This window comes from Micromonospora sp. NPDC007271, from assembly GCF_040634005.1.
Lineage (GTDB): Bacteria > Actinomycetota > Actinomycetes > Mycobacteriales > Micromonosporaceae > Micromonospora.
On the sequence record NZ_JBEYER010000110.1, the window covers coordinates 1 to 22063 of the forward strand.

A 22063-nucleotide genomic window follows, 5' to 3' on the forward strand; every position below is an offset into this window, starting at 1 on the left:
GAACGCGGCCGTCGACGCGGAGACGGGCAAGCTGCTCAACGCCGACGACTGGACCACCCACGAGGACGCCGAGGAGATCGCCGGCAACCTGGGCCGCAGCGCGACGTCGACGTCGCTCAGCCCCGCGAGCCCCGGCACGCGCAACCCCGTCCAGGACGGGTCGAGCTACCGGGTGTTCGCCGGCGCCAAGGAGAGCCCGAACGACGGCCCGCGGACCCTGGTGACCAACCCGGCCGACGCCACCGCGTCGCCGCACGGCTGGCACGACACCGACGGCGCAGCGGGTGCCGACCTCACCACCACGCAGGGCAACAACGTCCACGCCTACCAGGACCAGGACAACAACAACGCTCCGGACTTCGGCAGCAGCCCGGACGGCGGGGCGAAGCTGAGCTTCGACTACCCGCTCGACCTGGCCGAGCACGCGCAGAACTACCGGGACGCGGCCACGGCCAACCTGTTCTACTGGAACAACATCATCCACGATGTCACGTACCAGTACGGCTTCGACGAGGCGTCCGGCAACTTCCAGTTGAACAACTACGGCCGGGGCGGCAACGGCGGCGACTACGTCCGCGCCGAGGCGGCCGACGGTGGCGGTACCAACAACGCCAACTTCTCCACCCCCGCCATGGACGGCGGCACCCCCCGGATGCAGATGTACCTGTGGCCGGGCACCCAGTTCGGCAGCCCGAACCAGGTCGTCGTGGACGGCGTGGGCTCCTTCGACGCCTCCTGGGCGCGGTTCACGCCGGCGCCCACGGTGGCCGGCCTGCCCGGACACCAGTTCGTCTACGCCGGCACCGGCTGCACCGCGGCCGCGTACCCCGCCACGCTGCCCTCGGGTAGCTGGGTCAGCGTCGTCGACGGCGGCACCACCGCCTGCACCTACCTGCAGCGCGCCCAGGTCGCCCAGTCCGCCGGCGCCAAGGCCCTCGTCGTCGCCCACAACGCCAGCGGTAGCGCTCCGGTGCTGACCGGGGCCATGACGACCGCGCCGGTCACCATCCCGGCCGTCGCCGTGACCCAGGCCGACGGGGCTGCCATCAAGGCCGCCATCGCCGGTGGCACCGTCACCGGTTCGGTGCGCAAGCACCCGAACCACCCGGGCATCCGGGACGGCGACTTCGACGCCGGTGTGATCATCCACGAGTACACCCACGGCATCTCCAACCGGCTGACCGGCGGCCCGACCGTCAACTGCCTGACCGGCACCGAGCAGATGGGCGAGGGCTGGAGCGACTACGTCGCGCTCACCATGCTGCTCGACCCGAAGTTCGACACGGCCGACGGCCAGCGCGGCATGGGCCCGTACGTGCTGTTCCAGGACGACCGGAGCGGCGGCGGAATCCGCCCGCGGCCGTACTCGAGGAACATGGAGATCCAGCCGTTCACCTACGACAGCATCAAGACCGGTGGCTGGCTGAACGGCACCTCGCTGGCCGCGCCGCACGGCGTCGGCCACGGCTGGACCTCCGTGCTGTGGGACATGACCTGGAACCTGATCGACCGGCACGGGTTCAACCCGAACATCTACGAGGCGTGGAACACCGGCGGCAACAACCTCGCCCTTCAGTTGGTGATGGACGGGCTGAAGATGCAGGGTTGCGGCCCGGGCTTCGTGACCGCCCGGAACGCGATCATCGCCGCGGACGCGGCGCTGACCGGTGGCGAGAACGCCTGCATCATCTGGGGTTCGTTCGCCCGCCGCGGCGTGGGCTACAGCGCGGTGCAGGGCACCACGTCCCGGGACGACAACAGCGAGGCGTTCGACACCCACCCGTCCTGCCGGGGTGACTTCGTCGGCCGTTCGGCGCAGCCGGCGCTGAACACGGTGGTGGCCGGGGACGCCGTGCCGATGAAGTTCAAGCTGGCCGAGAACCGTGGTCTGGACATCCTGGCCAGTGGCTCGCCGTACTCGCGGCTGGTGGACTGCGACACCCTCAAGACCGTCACCCCGGGCGGGCCGGTCACGCCGCGGCCGACTCCGGTGGCGGCTAAGAACCCGGGTGGGTCGCACATGTCGGTCAACGCCAACGGCCAGTACAACTACCCGTGGAAGACCGACCCGTCCTGGGCCGGCACCTGCCGGGAGTTCGTGCTGACCCTCGACAACGGATTCCAGCACCGCGCCTACTTCAAGTTCATCGCGGGCTGACCGGGTAACACCCGCACCACCTGAGGCCGGAGGGAGCGTCCCGAACACGGGTACGCTCCCTCCGGTCCGTGCAGCTGAACGCACTACTCAGGGGTGGAAGCCGCCACCCGCACGATCAGTTTCTTGGGTGCGAGCCGGCAGTAGCTCTCGGTGAGCAGCTCGGAAACCTCGTCCCAGTCGGTCTCGTCGTCGATGACCATGCCGAGGACGTCGGCACCCCAGTCCGGTTTGAAGAATGGGTCACCGTGGGCGAGGAGAGCGTGTATCTCGTCCGTCGGCGACCGGAACGTCAGGACACAGACCGGCTCGTCGGTCCCGGCCGCTCGGGCGTACGCCATCTGGTGGTCGGGATCAATGGTGAGCAGGTGGGCGAACGTCCGCTTGCGGATGCGCCAGCGTACGCCCACCCAGGCCGGCTCTTCGTAGGCCTCGGGCAGCCCGAGGCAGATGGGCCGCAGCCGGTCGAGGAAGTCGGGCGGTACGTCTCCGGGACGGGTCACGGGGGAACGCTACGCGGACCCTCCGACATTCTCGGCGCGTGCCTGTGGGCGGGCGTCGAGCTCGGCGACCAGCCGCCCGGGGGCGACCGCCCGGTACGCGTCCTCGCACAGCTCCGCCACCTCCGCCCAGTCGGCGCCCTGGTCGAGCCGTACGCCGACCCAGCCGCGGTGCCCGACGTACGGGGGCCGGAAGAAGACCTTCGGGTCCGCGGCGACCAGCGACTCCTGGGTGCCCGGCGGAGCCGCGCACCACAGGTGTGGGAACTCGTCGCGGTGATGCCCGTCCGGCCACAGCTGCACAAAGGACTTCCTGTCGTTGACGAACCACGTCGGCGTGCCGTGGCTGAGGCGTTCCGTCACCTGTGGGAAGGCGGTGCAGATCGCCCGTACCTGATCGAGCAGGTCCACCTCTTCGCTGGCCATGGCATCTCCCGGCGGTCGAACGGCGTGGCCGCAGTCTATGCCCGCCGATGCCCCGTCGGTTGGCGGTCGCCGGATCGATCAGGGCGGCGGGGGTTCCGGTCCAGGCACGGGGTACGTGCCGGCACCGCCGGCCCGGCCGGCGAGTTCCCGCACGGCCGCCTGGTATTGCGGCTGGGTGTGGTAGGGCCAGTGGCGTTCGACCGGCGGTGGCACGGTGTCGTCCGGGTCGATGGTGACCGCGCGGGGGTCGCGCAGCCGGACGTCGACGGAGCCGACGGCCGGATCGTCGCAGGACGGCCGCGCGCCCCGGTGGTGGTTGAAGAGGGGGCCGCCGATGGGATCGGTGTCCCGCCACAGGTTGCGCCAGCGCCAGTCGAGCCGGTCGCCCAGTTCGCACAGCGTCTGGTCGCCGAGGTAGGCCGGGTAGAGGCGGGCGTAGATGCGGCGCAGGGGGCAACCGTGGGTCAGCAGCGCGACGCTGGGCAGGGCGGCGGGAGGCAGCTGCAGGATGGTGGCCGCGGCCAGGACCGAGCCGTGGCTGTGGCCGGAGATGACCACCGGTCCCCGGCCGGCGAGCGCGACCACCCGCTTGGCCAGTTCGGGCACCGCCCGTGCGGCGTAGCAGGGGGGCGCGAAGGGGTGCACGGTGCGGGGCCAGAAGGTGCCCAGGTCCCACAGGACCGCCACGAGGCGGCGGGTCTCGCGCGACCGGTACGCGCGGTAGCCGAGCAGGAGGAGGCCGACGACGAGCAGGCTGATGACCCAGATCCCGGCGTCGGTGACGTACGCGGCGATCAGTCCGGTGCCGGCGTGCTTGCTGAGCCGGGCCGCGAGCTCGGTGGGACCGATCCCGAGCAGGTCGAGAGCGACGGTGGCCAGGCCGAGTGCGGAGACCACGAAGAACACGACCAGCACGGGGCCCAGTTCCTCGGTCACCTGGGACTTGGCGATGATCTTCCGGACCAGGCCGGCCCGGGGCGCCGCGTCGGCGGGCGGGTTCGGGTAGTCCTGCTCGACGACGCGGTTGGCCAGGGCGCGCCGCCGGCGGCGGGTGAGCAGGAGCGTGGCGGCGGCGGACGCGGCGACCAGCAGCAGCGCGGTGAGCCCGGCGAGGGCGGCCCACCAGTACGCGACCGGCGGCAACAGGGGACCGTAGGAGGGCGGGTTCGGCCGGATCGGATCGGGGATGTTCCCCCGGTCGAGCTGGTCGGCGACGCGGAAGACCAGGGTGGCGGTGAAGGCTGCGGAGACGCTGACCGACAACGCCGCCACGACCGGTGTGCCGAGCCCGCGCAGAAAGGGGCGGCTCCCGGTCGGGTTCGCGCTCTGCCGGGCGACCGTGACCACGGCGATCGCCACCAGCAGGACACCCTGCGCCGCGATCAGACCGCCCGCGCCGCCCTCGTAGCCCGGCAACTGCCCGACCACCGCCTCGACCGAGCGGGTGGTCGCGGCGTAGACGAGGCTCAGGCAGGTGACCGTGGCAACGATCACCCACAGCGGGCGCAGGAGGCGACGCGCCTGCGCCGGTCCGGCCGGCGCGGGCAGGCAGAGCAGCACCGCGCAGAACGCCACCAGGGCGGCAGCGGCGTCCAGCAGCAGCAGACGGATCATGCTCCGCTCCGCGCCCGCGAGACCGGCGAGGAGGCTGACGTCGACCGTGCCGGCGCCGAGCCCGACGTGGATCTGGCGCAGCCAGGAGGTGATCCGTTCGTCGTCCCAGAACCCGGGCGTGGTGAGGCTCTCGGTCAGTTCTGAGGATTTCGGTTCCGGCGAGGTCGGGGTGAAGCCCTCGAAGGCCTGAGCCGACCGGGCGCCGATGGCCCAGAACAGGCGCAGCGCGAGCAGCGGGATCAGCGACAGCAGAGCCAGGCGTGGACCCATCGGCAGCGCCACGAGCCAGGACAGATAGCCGCGACCGGCGCGGCACTCGGCGTACGGCACGCACTGCCAGCCGACGAGGTTCACCGTGGTCCCGACGATCGCGAGCAGGAAGGCGACGGTGATGCTGCCGGCGAGCAGGCGGCACAGTGCGCCCAGCAGACCGAACCGGTCGGCCGCCGTCGGGCGCAGCCAGATCGCGAGGTTGCTCAGCATGAACGGCAACAGCAGCAGGCTGGACGCGGTGCGCACGGCCGCGCCGGCGGTCAGGGCGCCCCAGCGGTACGCCTCGACGGCGATCCCGGGGCTGGCGCCACCGGCCGTGCCGGTACCCGGCCGGGGCCGGTAGAACCCGGCGTGCCGGTCCCCGGCGACGCGTACCAGGATCGGGTGGTCGAGGATCTTCTCAGCCGACGCGCCCGACACCCCGTGCACGCGCAACTCGACGGCTTCACCCCCGGGTGCTTCGCCCACGCGGTCAGGGTCACAGACCGGCGAGGTGGTCCGCTGCGGAATCTGTTGATTCGTCCGTCGCAAATCAGGAAGAACCGGCACATCTCGCCCGAGGTCTGTGCTTAGCTGCACGCAGCAACGGACCCGCGTCGGGGGAGGGGATCGAGCATGCAGGGGCGTGAACTGCGCGGTCTGCTCCACCCGTTCCTCCTGCTGCTGATCCTCGAACGACCCGGCCACGGGTACGACCTGATCGAGCGGCTCGTGGCGATGGGCGTGTCCGACGTCGAGCCGGGCCACGTCTACCGGGTGCTCCGCGGCCTGGAACGGGACCGGTCGGTGACCTCGACCTGGGAAACCGGCGGCGCGGGGCCGGCGCGCCGGTGCTACACCCTGACGCTCAAGGGTCGTGACGACCTCCGCTCGTGGGTCGCCCATCTGACGTACCTGAACCAGGTCATCGATGTCTGCCTGCAGCGCTCGACGAACGCCGTCGAGCGGTCCCGCGGCGGGCAGCGCGACCGCTACGCCGCCACCCATGGCTGACTGGAGGACCATGCCCTCGCCCGTGATTCCGGCGGTCGACCGCGCGTTCGCGCGCCGAGTGGCGCCCGGAGCGGCGCTCGCCGCCGACGCCGAGCGGATCGCGCGGACCTGCTACGAGATGGCCGTGCGCTTCCACCGTGGCGGCAAACTCATCGTGTTCGGCAACGGCGGGCCGGCAACCGATGCCCAGCACGTCGTGGTCGAGTTCGTCCACCCGGTCATCATGGGCAAGCGGGCCCTGCCGGCCATCTCGCTGACGAACGACGCCGCCACCCTCACCGGGATCGCCCGCGCGGACGGCTTCGACGAGGTGTTCGCCGCGCAGCTGCGGCTGCTCGCCGCACCGGAGGACATCGCGCTGGGCCTGTCGGCCGACGGCCGGTGCGCCAACGTGCGCCGGGGCCTCGCCGCGGCCCGCGACCTCGGTCTGCTCACCGTCGGCCTGCTCGGCGGAGACGGCGGTGACATTGCTCGTGACCAAGTCGCCGACCACGTCGTCATCGCCCGCTCCGACGACCCGTGCGTCGTGAAGGAGGTGCACGTGACGACCTATCACGTCCTGTGGGAGCTGGTGCACGTGTTCTTCGAACAGCCGGGGCTGCTGGACCGGGAGGTGGTCCGGTGAGGCCACCGACCGACCGGGAAACCTCCCCGGAGTGCCACGGCGACGACCGCTGCATCACCTGCTCGGACCTTGCCGTGGCCGTCCGGGTTCGCGAACTGGTGGCGGACGGCCTGGCGGTGGTCGAGACGGACGCCGGCCCGGAGGAGGTCAGCGTCGCCCTGGTCGATGCGGTGCCGGGCGACATCGTGCTGGTGCACGCCAAGGAGGCCATCGCTGTGCTGGAGAAGGCCCCGTGAGCGCGAGGAGTGAGCCGGTTTTGCGAGCCCCGCAGTCGCGAACTGAGGTGGTCCCGTTGAGCACCCGGGTCGAAGGCGCCCTCGGGGCGCTCTATCCGTTCCTCGACGACCGTCCGGCTGACCTGGACGCGGTGCTGGCCGCGGTGGCGACGTCCACCGCCGAGAAGGCGGCGGAGATCGTGACCCTCCGCCGGTCGCTGGTCGCCGAGCACGGGCAGCGGCTGGTCGACTGCGCCCTCCGGTGCGCTGCGGCCTTCACGGCCGGCGGCACGCTGTTCGCCTTCGGCAACGGCGGAAGCAGCACGGACGCCCAGGACGTCGCGCAGCTGTTCCTGCACCCGCCGGCGGGTGCGCGCCCGCTGCCGGCCATCTCGCTGACCCACGACGTCGCGCTCATCACGGCACTCTCGAACGACGTGGGGTTCGACGTGGTCTTCGCCCGGCAGGTGGCGGCCTTCGGCCGCGCCGGGGACATCGCCGTGGGACTGTCCACGAGCGGGGGATCGGCCAACGTGCTGCGGGGGCTCGCGGAGGCGGCCCAACGGGGCATGGTGACGATCGGCATCGCCGGCTACGAGGGCGGCCGGATGGCCGAGTCCGAGGTCGTCGACCACCTGTTCGTGGTGCCGTCCGCCTCCGTGCACCGCGTGCAGGAGGCGCAGACCACGCTCTACCACGTGCTCTGGGAACTCACCCAGCAGGCCCTGGCCGGCGACCTCTGACCGGCAGCCATGGGACTGGCCAGCGTGGAGCGGCTGCACGTCCGCGTCGAGGGCATCGTGCAGGGTGTCGGCTTCCGCCCGTTCGTGCACGCGCTCGCCACGGAGTACCACCTGGCGGGGTTCGTCGGCAACGACACCGGCGGCGTCTTCGTCGAGGTCGAGGGGGACGGGCCCCGGCTGGCCGCGTTCGTCGCCGACCTCAGCCGGCGCGCACCGGCGTTGGCCCAGGTGGAGCGGGTCACCGCCGAGACCGTCGCGCCGACCGGCCAGCCGGGCTTCGTCATCGTCACCAGCGTCACCGGCACCGGGCGGGACGTACTGATCTCCCCGGACACCGCCACCTGCCCGGACTGCCTCGCCGAGCTGCTCGACCCGGCCGACCGCCGGCAGGGCTACCCGTTCACGAACTGCACCAACTGCGGCCCGCGGTTCACCATCGTCATGGACGTGCCGTACGACCGGCGCACCACCACGATGGCGGAATTCCCGCTCTGCCCGGACTGCGCCGCCGAGTACGCCGACCCGACGAACCGCCGCTTCCACGCCGAGCCGGTGTGCTGCCCGGCGTGCGGCCCGGCCCTGCGGTTCGTCACCACGGCCGGCGAGGCGCTGCACGACCAGCCCCTCGACACCGCCGTGCGGTGGCTGCGCGACGGCCGGATCGTCGCGGTCAAGGGGCTGGGCGGCTACCACCTGGCCGCCCGTGCCGACGACGAACGAGCCGTCGCCACGTTACGCGCCCGCAAGCGCCGCGAGGAGAAGCCGTTCGCCGTGCTGGCCGCCGACCTGACCGCGGCGCGCGCCCTGGTCGACGTCGTACCGGCGGCGGTGCCGGTGCTCACCGGGGCCCGTCGCCCCGTGGTGCTGCTGCCCCGCCGCCCGGACGCCCCGGTGGCCGCGTCGGTGGCGCCGGACAACCGCGACCTGGGCGTCATGCTGCCGTACACGCCGCTGCACCAGCTGCTGGTCGGCCGGCTCGGCATGCCGATCGTGCTGACCAGCGGCAACGTCTCCGACGAACCGATCGCCCACCGCGACGACGACGCCTGGTCGCGGCTGGCGGGCATCGCCGACGGCTTCCTGACCCACGATCGGCGGATCCACGTCCGCACCGACGACTCGGTGGTACGCGTGTTCCGGGGCCGGGAGCTGCCGGTGCGCCGGTCGCGGGGGTACGTGCCTGCGCCGGTGACCGTGCCGTGGCGGTTCGACCCCCCGGTGCTGGCGTGCGGCGCGGAGCTGAAGAACACCTTCTGCCTGGCCAAGGGGCAGCGCGCGTTCGTGTCGCACCACATCGGCGACCTGGAGAACTACGAGACGCTGTGCGCGTTCACCGACGGCATCGAGCACTTCGGCCGGTTGTTCGACATCCGCCCGCAGCTCGTCGCCCACGACCTGCATCCGGAGTACCTGTCGACGAAGTACGCGCGGCAACGCGACGACGTCGAGCTGGTCGGCGTGCAGCACCACCACGCCCACGTCGCCGCCTGCCTGGCCGACAACGGCGAGCCCGGCCCGGCGATCGGCATCGCGTTCGACGGTCTCGGGTTCGGCACCGACGGCACCCTCTGGGGCGGCGAGCTGCTCCTCGCGGACCTGACCGGGTTCGAGCGGGTCGGCCACCTCGACGCGGTGCCCATGCCCGGCGGGTCGGCGGCGATCCGCGAGCCGTGGCGGATGGCCGTGGCGTACCTGAACGAGGTCTACCACGACGCGTTGCCGGACCTGCCGGTGCTGCGGCGGCACGAGCGGCGGTGGCCGGCGGTGGTGGCGCTGGCGCGTAGCGGGCTGAACTCGCCGCGCACCTCCAGCGTGGGCCGACTGTTCGACGCCGTCTCGGCGCTCCTCGACCTGCGCGACCGGGTCAGCTACGAGGGGCAGGCCGCTGTCGCCCTGGAACAGCGGGCGGATCCCACCGAGCGCGGCGGCTACCGGGTCGACGCGTCCGGCCCGGTGCCGCTCGTCGGCGTCGGGCGCCAGCTGGTCCGGTGCGTGGTCGAGGACCTGCTCGCCGGGGTCGACCGCGGCCGGATCGCCGCACGCTTCCACCACGGCCTGGCGGACGCCACGGTGCGGGCGGCGGCGGCCGTCCGGGAGCGCACGGGCCTGACCAGCGTCGCGCTCTCCGGCGGCGTGTTCCAGAACGTGCTGCTGCTCGACCGGGTGGTGTGCGGGCTGGAGGCGGCGGCGTTCCGGCCGCTGGTGCACTCGCGGGTGCCCCCCAACGACGGCGGCATCTCCCTCGGCCAGGCGGTGGTGGCCGCCGCCCGCCACCGGGCCGGCTCAGCCGGCTGACGGGCCAGCCGGGCCGGGCCCGCGCCGGCTGCGTAGGGCAGGGCCCCGTCGAGCGCCCTACCCGCACCCCCGGCCGGGCCCCCGGCCGGGTCAGCAGATGCGCGGCAGTGGATCACCGACGAGCAGGTCGACGACGCGGGTGCCGCCGAAGGCGGTCCTGAGCAGCACCATGCCGGGCGGATCAGCGGCGACGTGACCGATGACGCTCGCGCCCTCGCCGAGCGGTTGGCCGCGCAGCGCCGCCACGGCCGCCGGCGCCTGCGCGCCGTCGACCACCGCGACGAAGCGCCCCTCGCAGGCGACGTAGAGCGGGTCGATGCCGAGCAGTTCGCAGGCCCCGGTGACGGCGGGACGCACCGGCACTGCGGCCTCGTCGACGACGACGGCCATCCCCGCCGCCTGCGCCACCTCGTTGAGGACGGTCGCCACGCCGCCCCGGGTGGCGTCCCGCAGCAGTCGCACGCCCGGCGCGGCGTCCAGCAGGGCCGCCACGAGGTCGTGCAGGGGAGCGGTGTCCGAGACGAGGTCGGCCTCGATGTCCAGTTCCCCGCGGGCGAGCATGACGGTGACCCCGTGGTCGCCGATCGGGCCGGAGACGACGACCGCGTCACCCGGCCGGACGTGCCCGGTGCCCAACGCCACCGGCCGCTCCAGCAGGCCGACCCCCGCGGTGTTGATGTAGCAGCCGTCGGCCTTGCCGTGCTGAACCACCTTCGTGTCCCCGGTGACCACCTGGACCCCGGCCCGGCGCGCCGCGGCCGCCATGGAGGCGGTGATCCGTTGCAGGTCGGCGACGGGAAAGCCCTCCTCGAGGATGAACCCGGCGGACAGGTACAACGGGCGGGCGCCGCTGACCGCGAGGTCGTTGACCGTGCCGTTGACGGCGAGGTCGCCGATGTCGCCGCCGGGGAAGAACAGCGGCGACACCACGTACGAGTCGGTGGTGAAGGCCAGCCGGTCGACACCCGGGCACAGCACCGCGGCGTCGTCGAGCGCCTCCAGGGTCGGGTTGCGGAACGCCTCGACGAAGATCCCTTCGACCAGCGTACGGGTCGCCTTTCCGCCCGCGCCGTGCGCGAGGGTGACCCGGTCCTCCCTGACCCTCGGCCTGCGCTGGCGAGCCCGCTCGATGCGGTGCAGCACCTGCTGTTCGGGCGAGAGCCGGTCAGGCGTCCGCTCGGCCAGGCCCTCGGCCTCGGCCACGGCGCGTTCGGCCCAGTCGGCCGTGCGTTCGGTGGTCATGCCCGCACCGCCACCGCCAGCCGCTGCCGGGTGAACCGGCCGAAGTTGTAGTAGGCCGCGCAGGCGCCCTCCGAGGAGACCATGCACGTGCCGATGGGCGTCTCCGGCGTGCACGCGGTGCCGAACACCTTGCACTCCCAGGGTTTGAGCACACCCTTGAGCACCTCGCCGCACTGGCAGGCCTTCGGGTCGGCGACCCGCACCCCGGGTACGTCGAAGAGCCGCTCGGCGTCGAAGGCCGCGTACTCGTCGCGCATCCGCAGGGCGGAGTGGGAGATGAAGCCGAGCCCGCGCCACTCGAAGTACGGGCGCAGCTCCATGACCCGGCCGATGGCCTCCAGCGCCCGCAGGTTGCCCTCCCAGGGCACCACCCGGGTGTACTGGTTCTCCACCTCGCAGCGGCCCTCGGCGAGCTGCTCGAGCAGCATGAAGACCGACTGCAGGAGGTCCAGTGGCTCGAACCCGGCGCACACCAGCGGCTTGCCGTAGTCGCGGGCGATGAACTCGTACGGCCGGCACCCGATGACGGTCGAGACGTGCCCCGGCCCGAGGAAGCCGTCGAGACGCAGGTCCGGTGAGTCGAGGATCGCCTTGATCGCCGGCAGGATCGTGACGTGGTTGCAGAAGACCGAGAAGTTGTCGATCCCCTCGGCGGCGGCCCGCAGCACGGTCATGGCCGTGGAGGGTGAGGTCGTCTCGAACCCGATCGCCATGAACACGACCCGACGGTCCGGGTTGGTCCGGGCGATCTTCAAGGCGTCCAACGGCGAGTACACCATCCGGATGTCGGCCCCGGCCGCCTTGGCGTCGAAGAACGAGCCGCTGCCGCCGGGGACCCGCATCATGTCCCCGAACGCGGTCATGATGACCCCGGGCTCGTGGGCGATCGCGATGGCGTCGTCCACCCGGCCCATCGGAATCACGCACACCGGGCAGCCCGGGCCGTGTACGAGCGAGACGTTCTCCGGCAGGTAGTCCTCGAGCCCGTGCTTGTAGATGGTGTGCGTGTGGCCGCCGCAGACCTCCATGAACTTGTACTGCCGGCCCGGTTCGCACAACGCGGCGATCTGGGTGGCCAGTGCCCGGGCCCGGTCCGCGTCGCGGTACTCGTCAACGAAACGCATGTGGTCGTTTCCCTAGGTGATGTCGGACTCGGCGAGCGCCTGCAGCTCGTCGGTGTACGCCTGTCCGAGGTCGTTCAACAGCGCCAACGTGGCGGCGGCCTCGGCTTCGTCGATCTTGGACATGGCGAACCCGACGTGCACGAGCACCCAGTCGCCGATGCCAACCTGGTCCTGGCCGAGCAGCCCGATGTTGATCGCCCGCCGGACGCCCACGACGTCCACGATGGCGAGGTCGTCGCGGCCGGCCTTGATCTCGACGATCTCGCCCGGGATCCCTAGACACATCGGCTGGTTCGCCCCTTTCCGCTCACATTTTCTCGATCTTGATGTAGCGCCGCAGCGCGGGAAGTTCCTTCCAGAACAACCCGAGGACGGCCGCGCCGGCCAGCAGCGCGAACAGCTTGCGCATCGCTCTCCTCCTTCGGCCCCCGCACCGGCCCTCAGCCGGGCGGCAGGTTCGGCATGATCGGCAGGATCGGGCCGTGCTTCTTGGGCCGGATGCCGGTCGACCGGCGGGCGTCCACCGTCCCGTCATCGTGATGGCCGGCCTGCTTCCTTCGCCGTGAGTTACCCTCTTCCACGCCCTTGGTGTGCGCCGGAGCGTCGAGTTCGACGTCGGGATCACCAACCCGGATCTCGCCCATTCCCGCCTCCTCCATCAGTCGTTGCCGGCCGGCCGGCCGGCCGGCCGTGCCGTCGGCCGAGGTCGTCGAAGAACCCAGAGACCTCCCGCCACACCGTGCTTCCCCCGGACATGCCCGTCCAGTGCCGGCGGATGATCGCCACCAGCCGGAAGCAGTCGTCGACGGGAACCACCCACTGGTGGCCGCCGCCGCGGGGCGTGCCGGTCCACACCAGGAACGCCTCGATTCGCGGCCGCAGCTCGGCCAGCGCGGGTGATCGTGCCTCGACGGCCCGCCAGGCGTCGGCGTCGACCTCCGACTCGGTCGTGCCGAGCGGGCTCGGATAGTGGCCGAGCACGCGGCCGTCCCGCCGCTTCACGAAGAACGCCAGCCCGACCGGCACCCCGAGTCCGTCGACGGACAGGTCGGCGAGCCGCCTGCCGCCGGTGGGGACGAGCTGGTACCGACCGCCGCCGGCCGCGTCGCGCTCGAACAGGAGCGAGCACGGCGTGCAGGCGCACGACAGCTCGCCGTCCTGCTCGTCCCACACGTGCCGGTGTGCCGGGCCGACCGGCCCGGCGCACATGCCGCACCGCTCGACCGACGTCGCGCGCTGCCGCGCACGGCGGATCGCCCGCTCCAGCGCGCCGGCCGTCACGCCGGGCCACCCAACGCCAGCGGTCCCGCGGCCTGCGGCACGCCGTCGCCCGCCGCTGCCCGGTCGGCCGGGGTTCCGTCCGGCCGCCGCCACAGCGTGGCCACCGGGATCAGCGCCGGAGCCGGCGCGGGCGCCACCACGTCGACCGTGGAGATTTCCGGAGCGAAGGTCAACACCTGCTCCCGGACGAGGTCGCGCAGGGCCGTCGCCCCACAGGAACTCGCCGACAGGCTGATCCTCACAACGTCGTCCTGGACACCGACGAGCGTGATCTCGCCGCCCTGCGCGCGTACCTGCGGTCGCAGGTCGTCGACGGCGCGGGCCACCCGCCGCTCCGGCGGATCCGGGTGGATCCGGTGCAACAGCAGCAGGTGCCGGAGCAGTTCGTCGCCGGTGAGCCGGTCGAGCGCGCGGGGGCCGTCGGCGGCGAGGTCGGTGACCCGGGCCAGCGCCTCGCCGTACACCTCGGTCAGCAGCTCGACGGCCTCCAGCGCCAGCTCGGCGGTGCGGCCGGGGGTCTGCTCGAGTTGGCCGAGCACGGCGTCCAGGCGGGCCAGCCGCGGCTCGACGGCCGCGTCGTCGAGCCGCGGGACGTCCGGCTGCTCAGCCATGCGACGCGCCGAACATCGGCGAGTGGATCTTCTTGACGGTCTGCCCGCCGCCGACGTACATGTGCACGCCGCACGGCAGGCAGGGGTCGAAGCTGCGCACCGCCCGCATGATGTCCACGCCCTTGAAGTTGTCCGGGCCGTTCTCCTCGAAGATGGGCGTGTTCTGGATCGCGTCCTCATACGGCCCCGGGGTGCCGTAGCTGTCGCGGGGGCTGGCGTTCCACGGCGTCGGCGGGTACGGGTGGTAGTTGGCGATCTTGCGATCCCGGATCACGATGTGGTGCGACAGGAGGCCCCGGACGGCCTCGTGGAAGCCGCAGCCGATGGCCTCGTCCGGCACCTCGAACTCGGCGAAGACCCGCATGTCGCCGCCGCGCACCCGCTCCATCGCCCGCTCCAGGAAATACAGCGACATCGCCGCGGAGTACGCGATGAAGTAGGCCCGCGAGCGGTCCCGCTCGATCGCGTTCGACCACTTCGGAATCTTCCACTCCAGCGTCATCTCGGGCAGTTTCTGGCTCTTCGGCAGCGAGATCAGCACGCTGTGCCCGGTCGACTTGACGTACGGGGTGTCCACCATCTTCGCCAGGGCGGTGGTGTACAGCCGGGCGAAACAGCCGCCGCCGGTGTCCAGGGCGAGATGCTCTCCGCTGCTCTTGTCGAACCAGCGGGGGCTCATCACCCAGCTGTACCGGTCGTCGAAGTCGCGCTTGCCCGGGTCGGGGAGCGTGGTCTGGTTCCAGGGGTGGCGGAGGTCGACCGGGTTGCCGAGCGGGTCGTACTTGACGAACGGCTCCTCCTGGCCGACCCAGTCCTGGTAGTAGGAGCTGCCGAGCAGGATCCGGATGCCGAGGTTGATGTCGACCAGGTCAGTGGTGAGCAGCTTGCCGTCGACGACGATGCCGGGCGTGACGTGCATCGCCCGCCCCCAGTTCGTCATGGTCTCGTACTTGTAGTCGACGACGTCGGGATCCTGGAACGAGCCCCAGCAGCCGAGCAGCACCCGGCGGCGGCCGACCTCCTCGTAGCCGGGCAGCGCCTCGTACCAGAAGTCGAAGATGTCGTCGTTCAGGGCGACGGCCTGCTTGACGAAGTCGAGGATGCTGAGCAGCCGGGTCAGGTAGTCGGTGAACAGCGTCGGCTGCGGCATGGTGCCGACGCCACCGGGATAGACCGTCGACGGGTGGACGTGCCGGCCCTCCATGAGGCAGAACATCTCCCGAGTGGTCCGGCTGACCTTCAGCGCCTGCTTGTAGACCTCGCCCTCGAACGGGTTGTACGCCCGCATGATGTCGGCGATCGTCCGGTAGCCGTGGATGTCGCGGTGCGGTGCCGGGGTCTTCTCCGCGCGGGCGAGCACACTCGGGTTGGTCTGCTTGACCATCGCCTCGCAGAAGTCGACGAAGACGAGATTGTCCTGGAAGAGGGTGTGGTCGAACATGTACTCGGCGGCCTCGCCGAGGTTGATGATCCACTCGGCCAGTGGCGGGTTCTTGATGCCGTACGCCATGTTCTGCGCGTAGACCGAGCAGGTCGTGTGGTTGTCGCCGCAGATGCCGCAGATCCGGCTGGTGATGAAGCCGGCGTCGCGCGGGTCCTTGCCCTTCATGAACACCGAGTAGCCGCGGAACAGCGACGAGGTGGTGTGGCATTCGGCGACCACGCGGTTCGCGAAGTCGATCTTGGTGTAGACGCCGAGGTTGCCGATGATCCGGGTGATCGGGTCCCACGCCATCTCCACCAGTTCGCCGGGTTTGGTGCCGGTGGCCGGCTTGGGTTTCGTCGCGGTCACGGTTTGTTCTTCTCCTCTGCTGCCTGACGGCGGGGGTCCGCCGGGCCGTACGGACGCCACCGGGGGTTGTAGCCGCTGGTGAGCTCCGGGCCGTTGTGATGCCACTTCGGTTCCTTGTTGGCCGTCACGTTGGTGATGCTGCGCAGGCGGCGGATCAGGGCGCCGTACGGCTTGATGAGCATGCTGGACAGGCTGCCGCCAGGAGGCATGTCCATGAACGGCATGAACTTGTCGGGGAAGCCCGGCATGGTGCAGGCGATGCAGATGCCGCCGACGTTGGGGCAGCCGCCCACGCCGCCCATCCAGCCGCGCTTCGGCACGTTGCAGTTGATGACCGGCCCCCAGCAGCCGATCTTGACCTGACACTTGGGGGAGTTGTAGTCCTTGGCGAAGTCGGCCTGCTCGTAGTAGGCGGCCCGGTCGCAGCCCTCGTGCACGGTCTTGCCGAACAGCCACTGGGGCCGCAGCATGTGGTCCAGCGGCGGGGGCGGGGCCGAGCCGGCGGCGTGATAGAGCACCCAGGTCAGGGTCTCCATGAAGTTCTCCGGCTGGATCGGGCAGCCGGGCACGTTGACGATCGGCAGGCCGCCCTGGGAGCGGAAGTCCCACCCCAGATAGTCGGCCAGTCCCATGCACCCCGTCGGGTTGCCCGCCATGGCGTGGATGCCGCCGTACGTCGCGCAGGTGCCGGCGGCGACGACCGCCCACGCCTTCGGCGCCAGCTGGTCGATCCACCAGTTCAAGGTCAGCGGCTCACCGGTCTGCTCGTCGTTGCCGAACGACGTCCAGTACCCGTCGCCGTTGATGTTCTCGTTCGGGATGGAGCCCTCGATGACGAGGATGAACGGCTCTCGCATCTCCCCGCGCGCCGCCTTCCGGTACGGCGCCAGGAACTCCTCGCCGCCGGCCGCCGGTGACAGCACCTTGTTGTGCAGGTTGACCTTCGGCAGGCCGGGGATGAGCCCGAGCACGATGTCCTCGATCGCCGGCTGGCCGGAGGCCGTCATCGACACCGAGTCGCCGTCACAACTCATGCCCTCGGAGATCCACAGGATGGTGACCTCGTCGAACCCGTTCTCCTGCGGGATCACGGCGGTGCCGCGGCTGCTCTGCGTCATGTGCGTGGCCTCCCTTGCATCCGATCCCGCAGCCGGTCGTAGATGGCCGCCACCGGCGCCGCGAGGGCCAGCGCCGGCGGTTTGTCCGGTGCGTGCGGGTGCGGGCGCGTCGGGGCCCGCTGCTTGCCCTGGTCGATCTCCTGGCCCAGCTCGCTCAGCGCCTGCTCGTCCGCCCGGGAACAGAGCAGCGGCATGAGCTCGTCCTCGTCGTCCCGCACGTGCCGCTCGACGGCGGACGCCAGCCGCTCCATCAGCTGGTCCTGGGCGGGATCGCCGGCCCGGCAACGGTCCAGCTCGAGGAGCAGTTCCTTGATCGGCCGGTGCCCGGCGAGGTGCCGGTCCACCTGCCCGTCGGCCAGCACCCGCGCGGCGAACGGGTAGAAGAGCACCTCCTCGAGCGCGGCATGCTTCGACAGCTCGCGGACGAGGATCTCCACGACGCCGCGGCGCTGCGCGTCCGATTCGGCCGCCCGATAGTCCCGGAACAGCTGTTCCACCACGCGATGGTCGTGCCGCAGCAGCTCGGTGGCGTCCATCAGGCCACACCCAGCTCGACGCTGTCCAGCGTGATCGACTCCAGCACCACGTCGTCGCTGCCGGTGACGTCGATGTCGACGCCACCGCACTGCGGGCAGGCCACCATCGCGAGGTGGTCGGTGACCGGCCCGCTGCGGCCACAGTCGTGGCAGCGCACCGTCATCGGTTCCAGCACGAGATCCACCGCGGCGTCCGCGGCGACCGTGCCGGCGGCGGCCAGCTGGATGCCCTGCGTGACGACCTCGGGATCGACCGGGTGACCACCGACCCGCACCCGCAGGCCGGTGACCCGACGTCCCGCGGCCCTGCGTACCGCCGCCGTCACGATCGCTTCGGACAGACCCGTCTCATGCATCGGCGGTCACCTCCTTCTCGGCTGCTGCCCGCTGGCAGGGTTCCTGTGGCTCCCGCCCGGCAGCGAGCCGAGCGGCTTCCTCCCGCACGATCCCGACCACCGTCCGGACCGCCTCGTCGACCGCGCCGGCAACCGGCGCCGACAGCCCCATCCGCTCGTCCAGGACGGCGGGTCGGCAGCCCACCACGAGGACGCGGTCGACCGTGCCACCCAGGCTGCGGAGCAGGCGCAGCACCGACTCGGGGTCCATGCCGTGCCCGTCGGCGGCCGGTGCCTCCAGCACGTCCGTCGGCCGCAGGGTCCAGCCGGGTTCGTCGAGATCCACCCGCAGGACGGCCAGCGTCCCCGGTGGCTCGTCCAGCGGCAACGCGTCCACCAGGACCAGCACGTCGTGGCGGCCGTCCAGCAGATCGTAGGCCAGATGCATGCCCCGAATGCCGTAATCGGACACATCCACCCCGGCCGGGAGGACGACGTCCCGCAGCCGCCGAACCACCTCCACCCCGAAGGCGTCGTCGCCGAGGAAGATGTTCCCGATCCCGGCGACCAGCACCCGGCCGCCGCCGGCGTCGTCGCCGCTCATTGCGCCTCGACCTCCCCGGGCAGCGCCGCAGTCGCTCCGGGGAACGTCACCGCCGCTCGGGGGAGCGCCGTGGCCGCCCCGGACGGCGCGGCGATCTCGTCGGGCGGCGTTCTGGTCCCGTCCGGCAGCGGCTCGACCTCGTCGGGGCGGAAGTGGCGCAGGCGGCCGTACCACTGGTGCAGCTCCGCACCCGGGTCGTCGTCCACCGTCACGGCCAGGAACCGCGTCCCGTCCACGTCCAGCAGCACCTGCTCCACCCGAGCGGTACGGCCGGCCAGGAACATGTCGTGCGCGTCGGTGCCCCGGCGGCGCGGTCGTAACCGGACCCGGCTGCCGCGCATCAGGGGTGTGCCCGCGACGAGGACGACCTCGGCCTCCGGTCCGGGCGCCGGGTCAGCGCCCGGCTCCCACCAGGGTGTCGGTTCGGGTGCCCGCTCGACGGCCCGGTCCGGCGGGCGTACGGGCTCGAGGGCGCGGATCGCGCCGTGCAGCCGTTCGAGGACCTCGGGCGGCATGGCCTCGACGCGGTCGAGGATGGCGGCCGCCCGCGGATCGGTGGCCCGGACCTCGTGTTTCTCGGCGTCGGAGAGGGTGAGGGTACGCAGCGACAGGATCTCGTCGATCTCGGTCGCGTCGTGCAGGTCGCCTGGGCTCTCCGGCGCGATCCGCGGGTGGTCGTAGAGGATGACGGGCGACGAGAGGAGCACGTCGGGGCTGTCCGGCTCGCCCGCGAGCACCGGAAAGGTGTGCACGTTCCGGCACTCCCGCGCCGCGTGCGCCGCCCACTCGGGCGGATCGAGCAGCGACAGGAAGCGGCCGCGGTCGACGGCGAGCAGGGTGTGCGTCGCCAGCAGGCAACACCGCAGGGCATCGGCACGCCGGCTGTCCGCCGGGGTGCTCCGATCGGTGTTCTCGACGCGTACCGTGAGCCGCAGCAACCGGAAGGGCGCCCGACACTCCTCGGCGGAGACGCGGACCGCCGCGGACAGCGGAGCGCGGCGACGCACCACCCGCCCCACCGGCTCACCCCGGCCGTCGACCAGCGGCTCGACGTGCTCGCCGCCCGGCACCCGGACGTCGAGGTGGCGCCCGTGCCGCAGGTCGGCGAGCGGCGCCTCGACGTCGAACTCCTGCGGCACGGCCTCGTCGAAGCTGAGTTCCGTGCGGCCCGCGACGTCGATCCGGTCGACCGGCCGGTAGTCACCGTCGGCCGTGCGTTCCTCGACCACCTTCCGTTGCAGGTGCAGGAACCGCAGCCGGATCCGGACGACTGCCGCCTCCGGGGCCTCCACCAGGCATTCGGTCTGCTGCCACGGCGACTCGGCGGAGCCTGCCACGCCGCTGTCGACCAGGCCGTGCGCCTCCGCCCAGGCCGGCGGTACGAGCACGCCGAACTGCCAGCGCACCCGGTTCTTTCCCGACGACCGGCGGTACGGATAGAGCAGGTAGCCCTCGTAGAGGATCGCCTCCGCGACCGCCTCGGCGCTGCCGAAGCCGGCGCTGGAACAGCGCTGCATGCGGTGAACCCCCTCGGTGTGCTCGGCCAGCGTTCACCCCTGGTCTAGCCCGGCGCGGAGGTCGTCCGTAAGTGCCCGTCGTTCCTACCCGACGACGGCACTCACCGGATCGGGTGAGGTGCTGCCGTCCGGGACGGGTCGCGCTGTGCGGTGCTGGGGCGACGGCCGGTCGCTGGGGAAGTGGCGGTGGGGCTTGAATGGCCGGCGGCGCTGGCGGATCCTGGACGTGCATCGGTCGAAGTCGATTGATCGGAGGCTTGGATGCGTCCTCTCCCGCTCGTCGCTCTCGTCCTGGCGGCCGTGCTCACCGGCACCCCGGCCGCCGCCCAGGCGCGGCCCGACCCGGATCGGGCGGCCGGGACGCTTGCCGAGGTGCGTACGCCCGGCACCGCCTGGGGCTTCGACCCGGCCGCCGGGCGGATGACCCTCACCGTGGACGACACGGTCGTCGGGGCCGAGCTGACGGCGTTGCGGGACACCGCGGCCCGGGCCGGTGCCATGCTGCGTCGCGAGCCCGGCCGGCTGCGCACCCTGATCGCCGGCGGCGAGGCCGTCTACGGCGGCGGCGGTCGCTGCTCGCTCGGCGCCAACGTCCGCAGCGGCAGCACCTACTACTTCGTCACCGCCGGGCACTGCACCAGGCTCGCCGACACCTGGTACGCCGACAGTGCGTACACCACGGTGCTCGGCACCCGGACCGGCAGCAGCTTCCCCGGGGACGACTACGGCGTGGTGCGCCACACCGGCACGATCGCGCATCCGAGCGCGATCTACACCCACCCGGGCCTGCTCACCGTCAACGGCGCCGGCAACGCGTACGTCGGTCAGGCGGTCTGCCGCAGCGGCGCCACCACGGGGGTGCGGTGCGGCACGGTCACCGCGCTGAACCAGACGGTCAACTACGCCGAGGGCGCCGTGTACGGGCTGATCCGCACCAACATCTGCGCGGAACCCGGCGACAGCGGCGGTCCGCTCTACGTTGCCTCGACCGGCACGGTCATCGGCATCCTCTCGGGCGGTAGCGGGAACTGCGTCAGCGGCGGCACCAGCTACTACCAGCCGATCACCGAGATCCTCGCCGCGTACGGCCTGGCCATTCCCTAGGCCCGCCCAAGTGGGCGGGGGCGGCCGGCTCGGCTCAGAGGTTGAGGGGGCCCGGATCGGTGGCCAGCTGCCGGAACCGCTCGCGCGGGTCGGGCACCAGCCGCCGTGCGGACAGGTCGAGCAGGCCGGCCACCCCGGTCAGCGTCGCGACCTGGGTGCCGTCCGGCCGGGTGTAGTTCTGGTCGATGTGGAACGTCTTGCGCTCGCCCCAGCGAAACTCGCAGGACACGTCCACCTCGTCGCCGCCGCGCAGCTCGCTGAGGTAGCGGACGGTGACCTCCAGCGCGACCGGGCCCACTCCGCTGGCGATGAGCCGGTCCTGGGAGATGCCGGCGGCCCGCAGGCACTCCCACCGGGCGTGCTCACCGTACTGAAGGTAGACGGCCTGGTTCAGGTGGCCCTGGGTGTCAAGCTCGTAGCCGCGCACCGTGATGCGTACCCGGAACGGATCTGCCATGCGCCCGAGCATAGGGGCGGCCACGACGGGCCGCTCCCCCCGACCCTCGACGGGGCCAGCGGCCGGCGGCAGCGTCGTGGTGCTTTCGCCAATCGGGCCGCGCCCGCCCGGCTGACGATTACCGTACGTAACGTGGCCATCCTTCGTGTGCTGGTCGGCGCGGTCCTCACCGTGCCCGCCGCGGTGGTCGTGCCGGCAGCGCCGGCGACCGCCGCGCCGTACGTGTCGTGCCCGGCCGTGAAGCCGCCGGTGCCCCCACCCGCCGTACCGTCCCCGCCGGCGGTCGATCCCGCCCAGGCGGCGGTCGGCGGCGAGGCCCTGGCGACGGCCGGGCTGGCCATTCCGGCGGGTGCGCCGATGGCCCCGGCGGTGACCGCCACTTCGTGGCTGGTGGCGGATCTCGGCAGTGGTGCGGTCCTGGGCGGGTGCGGCCCCCACGAGCACCGGGAGCAACTGACCGTATTCGTACTTGGTCACACAGCCATCCTATCCACGCTTACCTA

Annotated in this window: 23 protein-coding genes and 1 pseudogene; 8 read left to right on the forward strand and 16 right to left on the reverse strand. The window is 72.0% G+C overall.

Annotation, left to right across the window (positions count from 1 at the left end; translation table 11 throughout):
- The coding region (locus ABZ570_RS28690; RefSeq protein WP_358070289.1) for a M36 family metallopeptidase at positions 1-2158 on the forward strand (2158 nt) is incomplete at its 5' end.
- An 83-nt stretch (positions 2159-2241) separates the two neighbouring features.
- Here the strand turns inward: ABZ570_RS28690 and ABZ570_RS28695 are convergent.
- From ABZ570_RS28695 to ABZ570_RS28705, 3 genes are all read right to left on the reverse strand, one after another.
- A complete protein-coding gene (locus ABZ570_RS28695) occupies positions 2242-2658 on the reverse strand; it encodes an MmcQ/YjbR family DNA-binding protein (RefSeq protein ID WP_358070292.1) in 417 nt (138 codons plus the stop codon).
- Between the two features lie 9 nt (positions 2659-2667).
- Entirely contained in the window at positions 2668-3081 is a 414-nt protein-coding gene (locus tag ABZ570_RS28700; RefSeq protein ID WP_358070295.1) for an MmcQ/YjbR family DNA-binding protein, read from the reverse strand.
- Positions 3082-3159: 78 nt separating this feature from the next.
- Positions 3160-5436: a hypothetical protein gene (locus ABZ570_RS28705; protein WP_358070298.1), complete on the reverse strand. Its 2277-nt coding sequence runs from the start codon at positions 5434-5436 to the stop codon at positions 3160-3162.
- Positions 5437-5583: 147 nt separating this feature from the next.
- Here ABZ570_RS28705 and ABZ570_RS28710 point away from each other — a divergent pair, with 147 nt between their 5' ends.
- The 5 genes from ABZ570_RS28710 to hypF are packed head-to-tail and all read left to right on the forward strand — an operon-like array spanning position 5584 to position 9839.
- Positions 5584-5961: a helix-turn-helix transcriptional regulator gene (locus ABZ570_RS28710; RefSeq protein WP_358070301.1), complete on the forward strand. Its 378-nt coding sequence runs from the start codon at positions 5584-5586 to the stop codon at positions 5959-5961.
- The gene (locus tag ABZ570_RS28715; RefSeq protein ID WP_358070304.1) at positions 5954-6586 is read left to right on the forward strand and encodes an SIS domain-containing protein; all 633 of its coding nucleotides are present in this window, start codon (positions 5954-5956) and stop codon (positions 6584-6586) included. Before ABZ570_RS28710 ends, ABZ570_RS28715 begins: the two co-directional genes overlap by 8 nt.
- Positions 6583-6822, forward strand: a complete 240-nt coding sequence (locus ABZ570_RS28720) for a HypC/HybG/HupF family hydrogenase formation chaperone (protein WP_358070307.1) — start codon at positions 6583-6585, stop codon at positions 6820-6822. The genes ABZ570_RS28715 and ABZ570_RS28720 overlap by 4 nt, the downstream gene beginning before the upstream one ends.
- A 56-nt stretch (positions 6823-6878) precedes the next feature.
- Positions 6879-7544: an SIS domain-containing protein gene (locus ABZ570_RS28725; protein ID WP_358070310.1), complete on the forward strand. Its 666-nt coding sequence runs from the start codon at positions 6879-6881 to the stop codon at positions 7542-7544.
- Between the two features lie 9 nt (positions 7545-7553).
- A complete protein-coding gene (hypF, locus tag ABZ570_RS28730) occupies positions 7554-9839 on the forward strand; it encodes a carbamoyltransferase HypF (RefSeq protein WP_358070313.1) in 2286 nt (761 codons plus the stop codon).
- Positions 9840-9929: 90 nt separating this feature from the next.
- Here the strand turns inward: hypF and hypE are convergent, their stop codons facing one another.
- The 12 genes from hypE to ABZ570_RS28790 all read right to left on the reverse strand — a co-directional run bounded on the left by hypE (position 9930) and on the right by ABZ570_RS28790 (position 19999).
- Positions 9930-11081 carry a hydrogenase expression/formation protein HypE gene (gene hypE / locus ABZ570_RS28735; protein WP_358070316.1) on the reverse strand — a complete coding sequence of 384 codons (1152 nt, stop codon included), beginning with the start codon at positions 11079-11081 and terminating at the stop codon, positions 9930-9932.
- Positions 11078-12205: a hydrogenase formation protein HypD gene (gene hypD, locus ABZ570_RS28740; RefSeq protein ID WP_358070319.1), complete on the reverse strand. Its 1128-nt coding sequence runs from the start codon at positions 12203-12205 to the stop codon at positions 11078-11080. The genes hypE and hypD overlap by 4 nt, the downstream gene beginning before the upstream one ends.
- Positions 12206-12217: 12 nt before the next feature.
- Entirely contained in the window at positions 12218-12490 is a 273-nt protein-coding gene (locus tag ABZ570_RS28745) for a HypC/HybG/HupF family hydrogenase formation chaperone (protein ID WP_358070322.1), read from the reverse strand.
- 155 nt (positions 12491-12645) lie between these two features.
- Positions 12646-12849, reverse strand: coding sequence for a hypothetical protein (locus ABZ570_RS28750; protein WP_265006200.1), 204 nt, complete (start codon positions 12847-12849; stop codon positions 12646-12648).
- Positions 12827-13486, reverse strand: coding sequence for a DUF5947 family protein (locus tag ABZ570_RS28755; protein WP_358070326.1), 660 nt, complete (start codon positions 13484-13486; stop codon positions 12827-12829). The genes ABZ570_RS28750 and ABZ570_RS28755 overlap by 23 nt, the downstream gene beginning before the upstream one ends.
- The gene (locus ABZ570_RS28760; RefSeq protein ID WP_358070329.1) at positions 13483-14097 is read right to left on the reverse strand and encodes a NifU family protein; all 615 of its coding nucleotides are present in this window, start codon (positions 14095-14097) and stop codon (positions 13483-13485) included. Before ABZ570_RS28760 ends, ABZ570_RS28755 begins: the two co-directional genes overlap by 4 nt.
- A complete protein-coding gene (locus tag ABZ570_RS28765; RefSeq protein WP_358070332.1) occupies positions 14090-15889 on the reverse strand; it encodes a nickel-dependent hydrogenase large subunit in 1800 nt (599 codons plus the stop codon). The genes ABZ570_RS28760 and ABZ570_RS28765 overlap by 8 nt, the downstream gene beginning before the upstream one ends.
- Entirely contained in the window at positions 15886-17007 is a 1122-nt protein-coding gene (locus tag ABZ570_RS28770) for a hydrogenase expression protein HypE (RefSeq protein ID WP_358070335.1), read from the reverse strand. The genes ABZ570_RS28765 and ABZ570_RS28770 overlap by 4 nt, the downstream gene beginning before the upstream one ends.
- Complete coding sequence (locus tag ABZ570_RS28775) at positions 17004-17543, reverse strand: hemerythrin domain-containing protein (RefSeq protein WP_358070338.1); 540 nt, start codon at positions 17541-17543, stop codon at positions 17004-17006. Before ABZ570_RS28775 ends, ABZ570_RS28770 begins: the two co-directional genes overlap by 4 nt.
- Complete coding sequence (locus tag ABZ570_RS28780; protein ID WP_358070341.1) at positions 17543-17899, reverse strand: hydrogenase/urease maturation nickel metallochaperone HypA; 357 nt, start codon at positions 17897-17899, stop codon at positions 17543-17545. The genes ABZ570_RS28775 and ABZ570_RS28780 overlap by 1 nt, the downstream gene beginning before the upstream one ends.
- Entirely contained in the window at positions 17892-18482 is a 591-nt protein-coding gene (locus ABZ570_RS28785) for a hydrogenase maturation protease (protein WP_358070344.1), read from the reverse strand. The genes ABZ570_RS28780 and ABZ570_RS28785 overlap by 8 nt, the downstream gene beginning before the upstream one ends.
- The gene (locus tag ABZ570_RS28790) at positions 18479-19999 is read right to left on the reverse strand and encodes a hypothetical protein (RefSeq protein ID WP_358070347.1); all 1521 of its coding nucleotides are present in this window, start codon (positions 19997-19999) and stop codon (positions 18479-18481) included. Before ABZ570_RS28790 ends, ABZ570_RS28785 begins: the two co-directional genes overlap by 4 nt.
- A 261-nt stretch (positions 20000-20260) precedes the next feature.
- Here ABZ570_RS28790 and ABZ570_RS28795 point away from each other — a divergent pair, with 261 nt between their 5' ends.
- Positions 20261-21103 (forward strand): S1 family peptidase, encoded by an 843-nt coding sequence (locus ABZ570_RS28795; RefSeq protein WP_358070350.1) that lies wholly within the window; start codon positions 20261-20263, stop codon positions 21101-21103.
- Positions 21104-21137: 34 nt separating this feature from the next.
- Here ABZ570_RS28795 and ABZ570_RS28800 read toward each other — a convergent pair whose 3' ends face one another.
- The gene (locus ABZ570_RS28800) at positions 21138-21560 is read right to left on the reverse strand and encodes an acyl-CoA thioesterase (RefSeq protein WP_358070353.1); all 423 of its coding nucleotides are present in this window, start codon (positions 21558-21560) and stop codon (positions 21138-21140) included.
- A gap of 132 nt (positions 21561-21692) precedes the next feature.
- Here ABZ570_RS28800 and ABZ570_RS28805 point away from each other — a divergent pair.
- Positions 21693-22063, forward strand: a pseudogene (locus ABZ570_RS28805) (hypothetical protein); the annotation flags it as partial.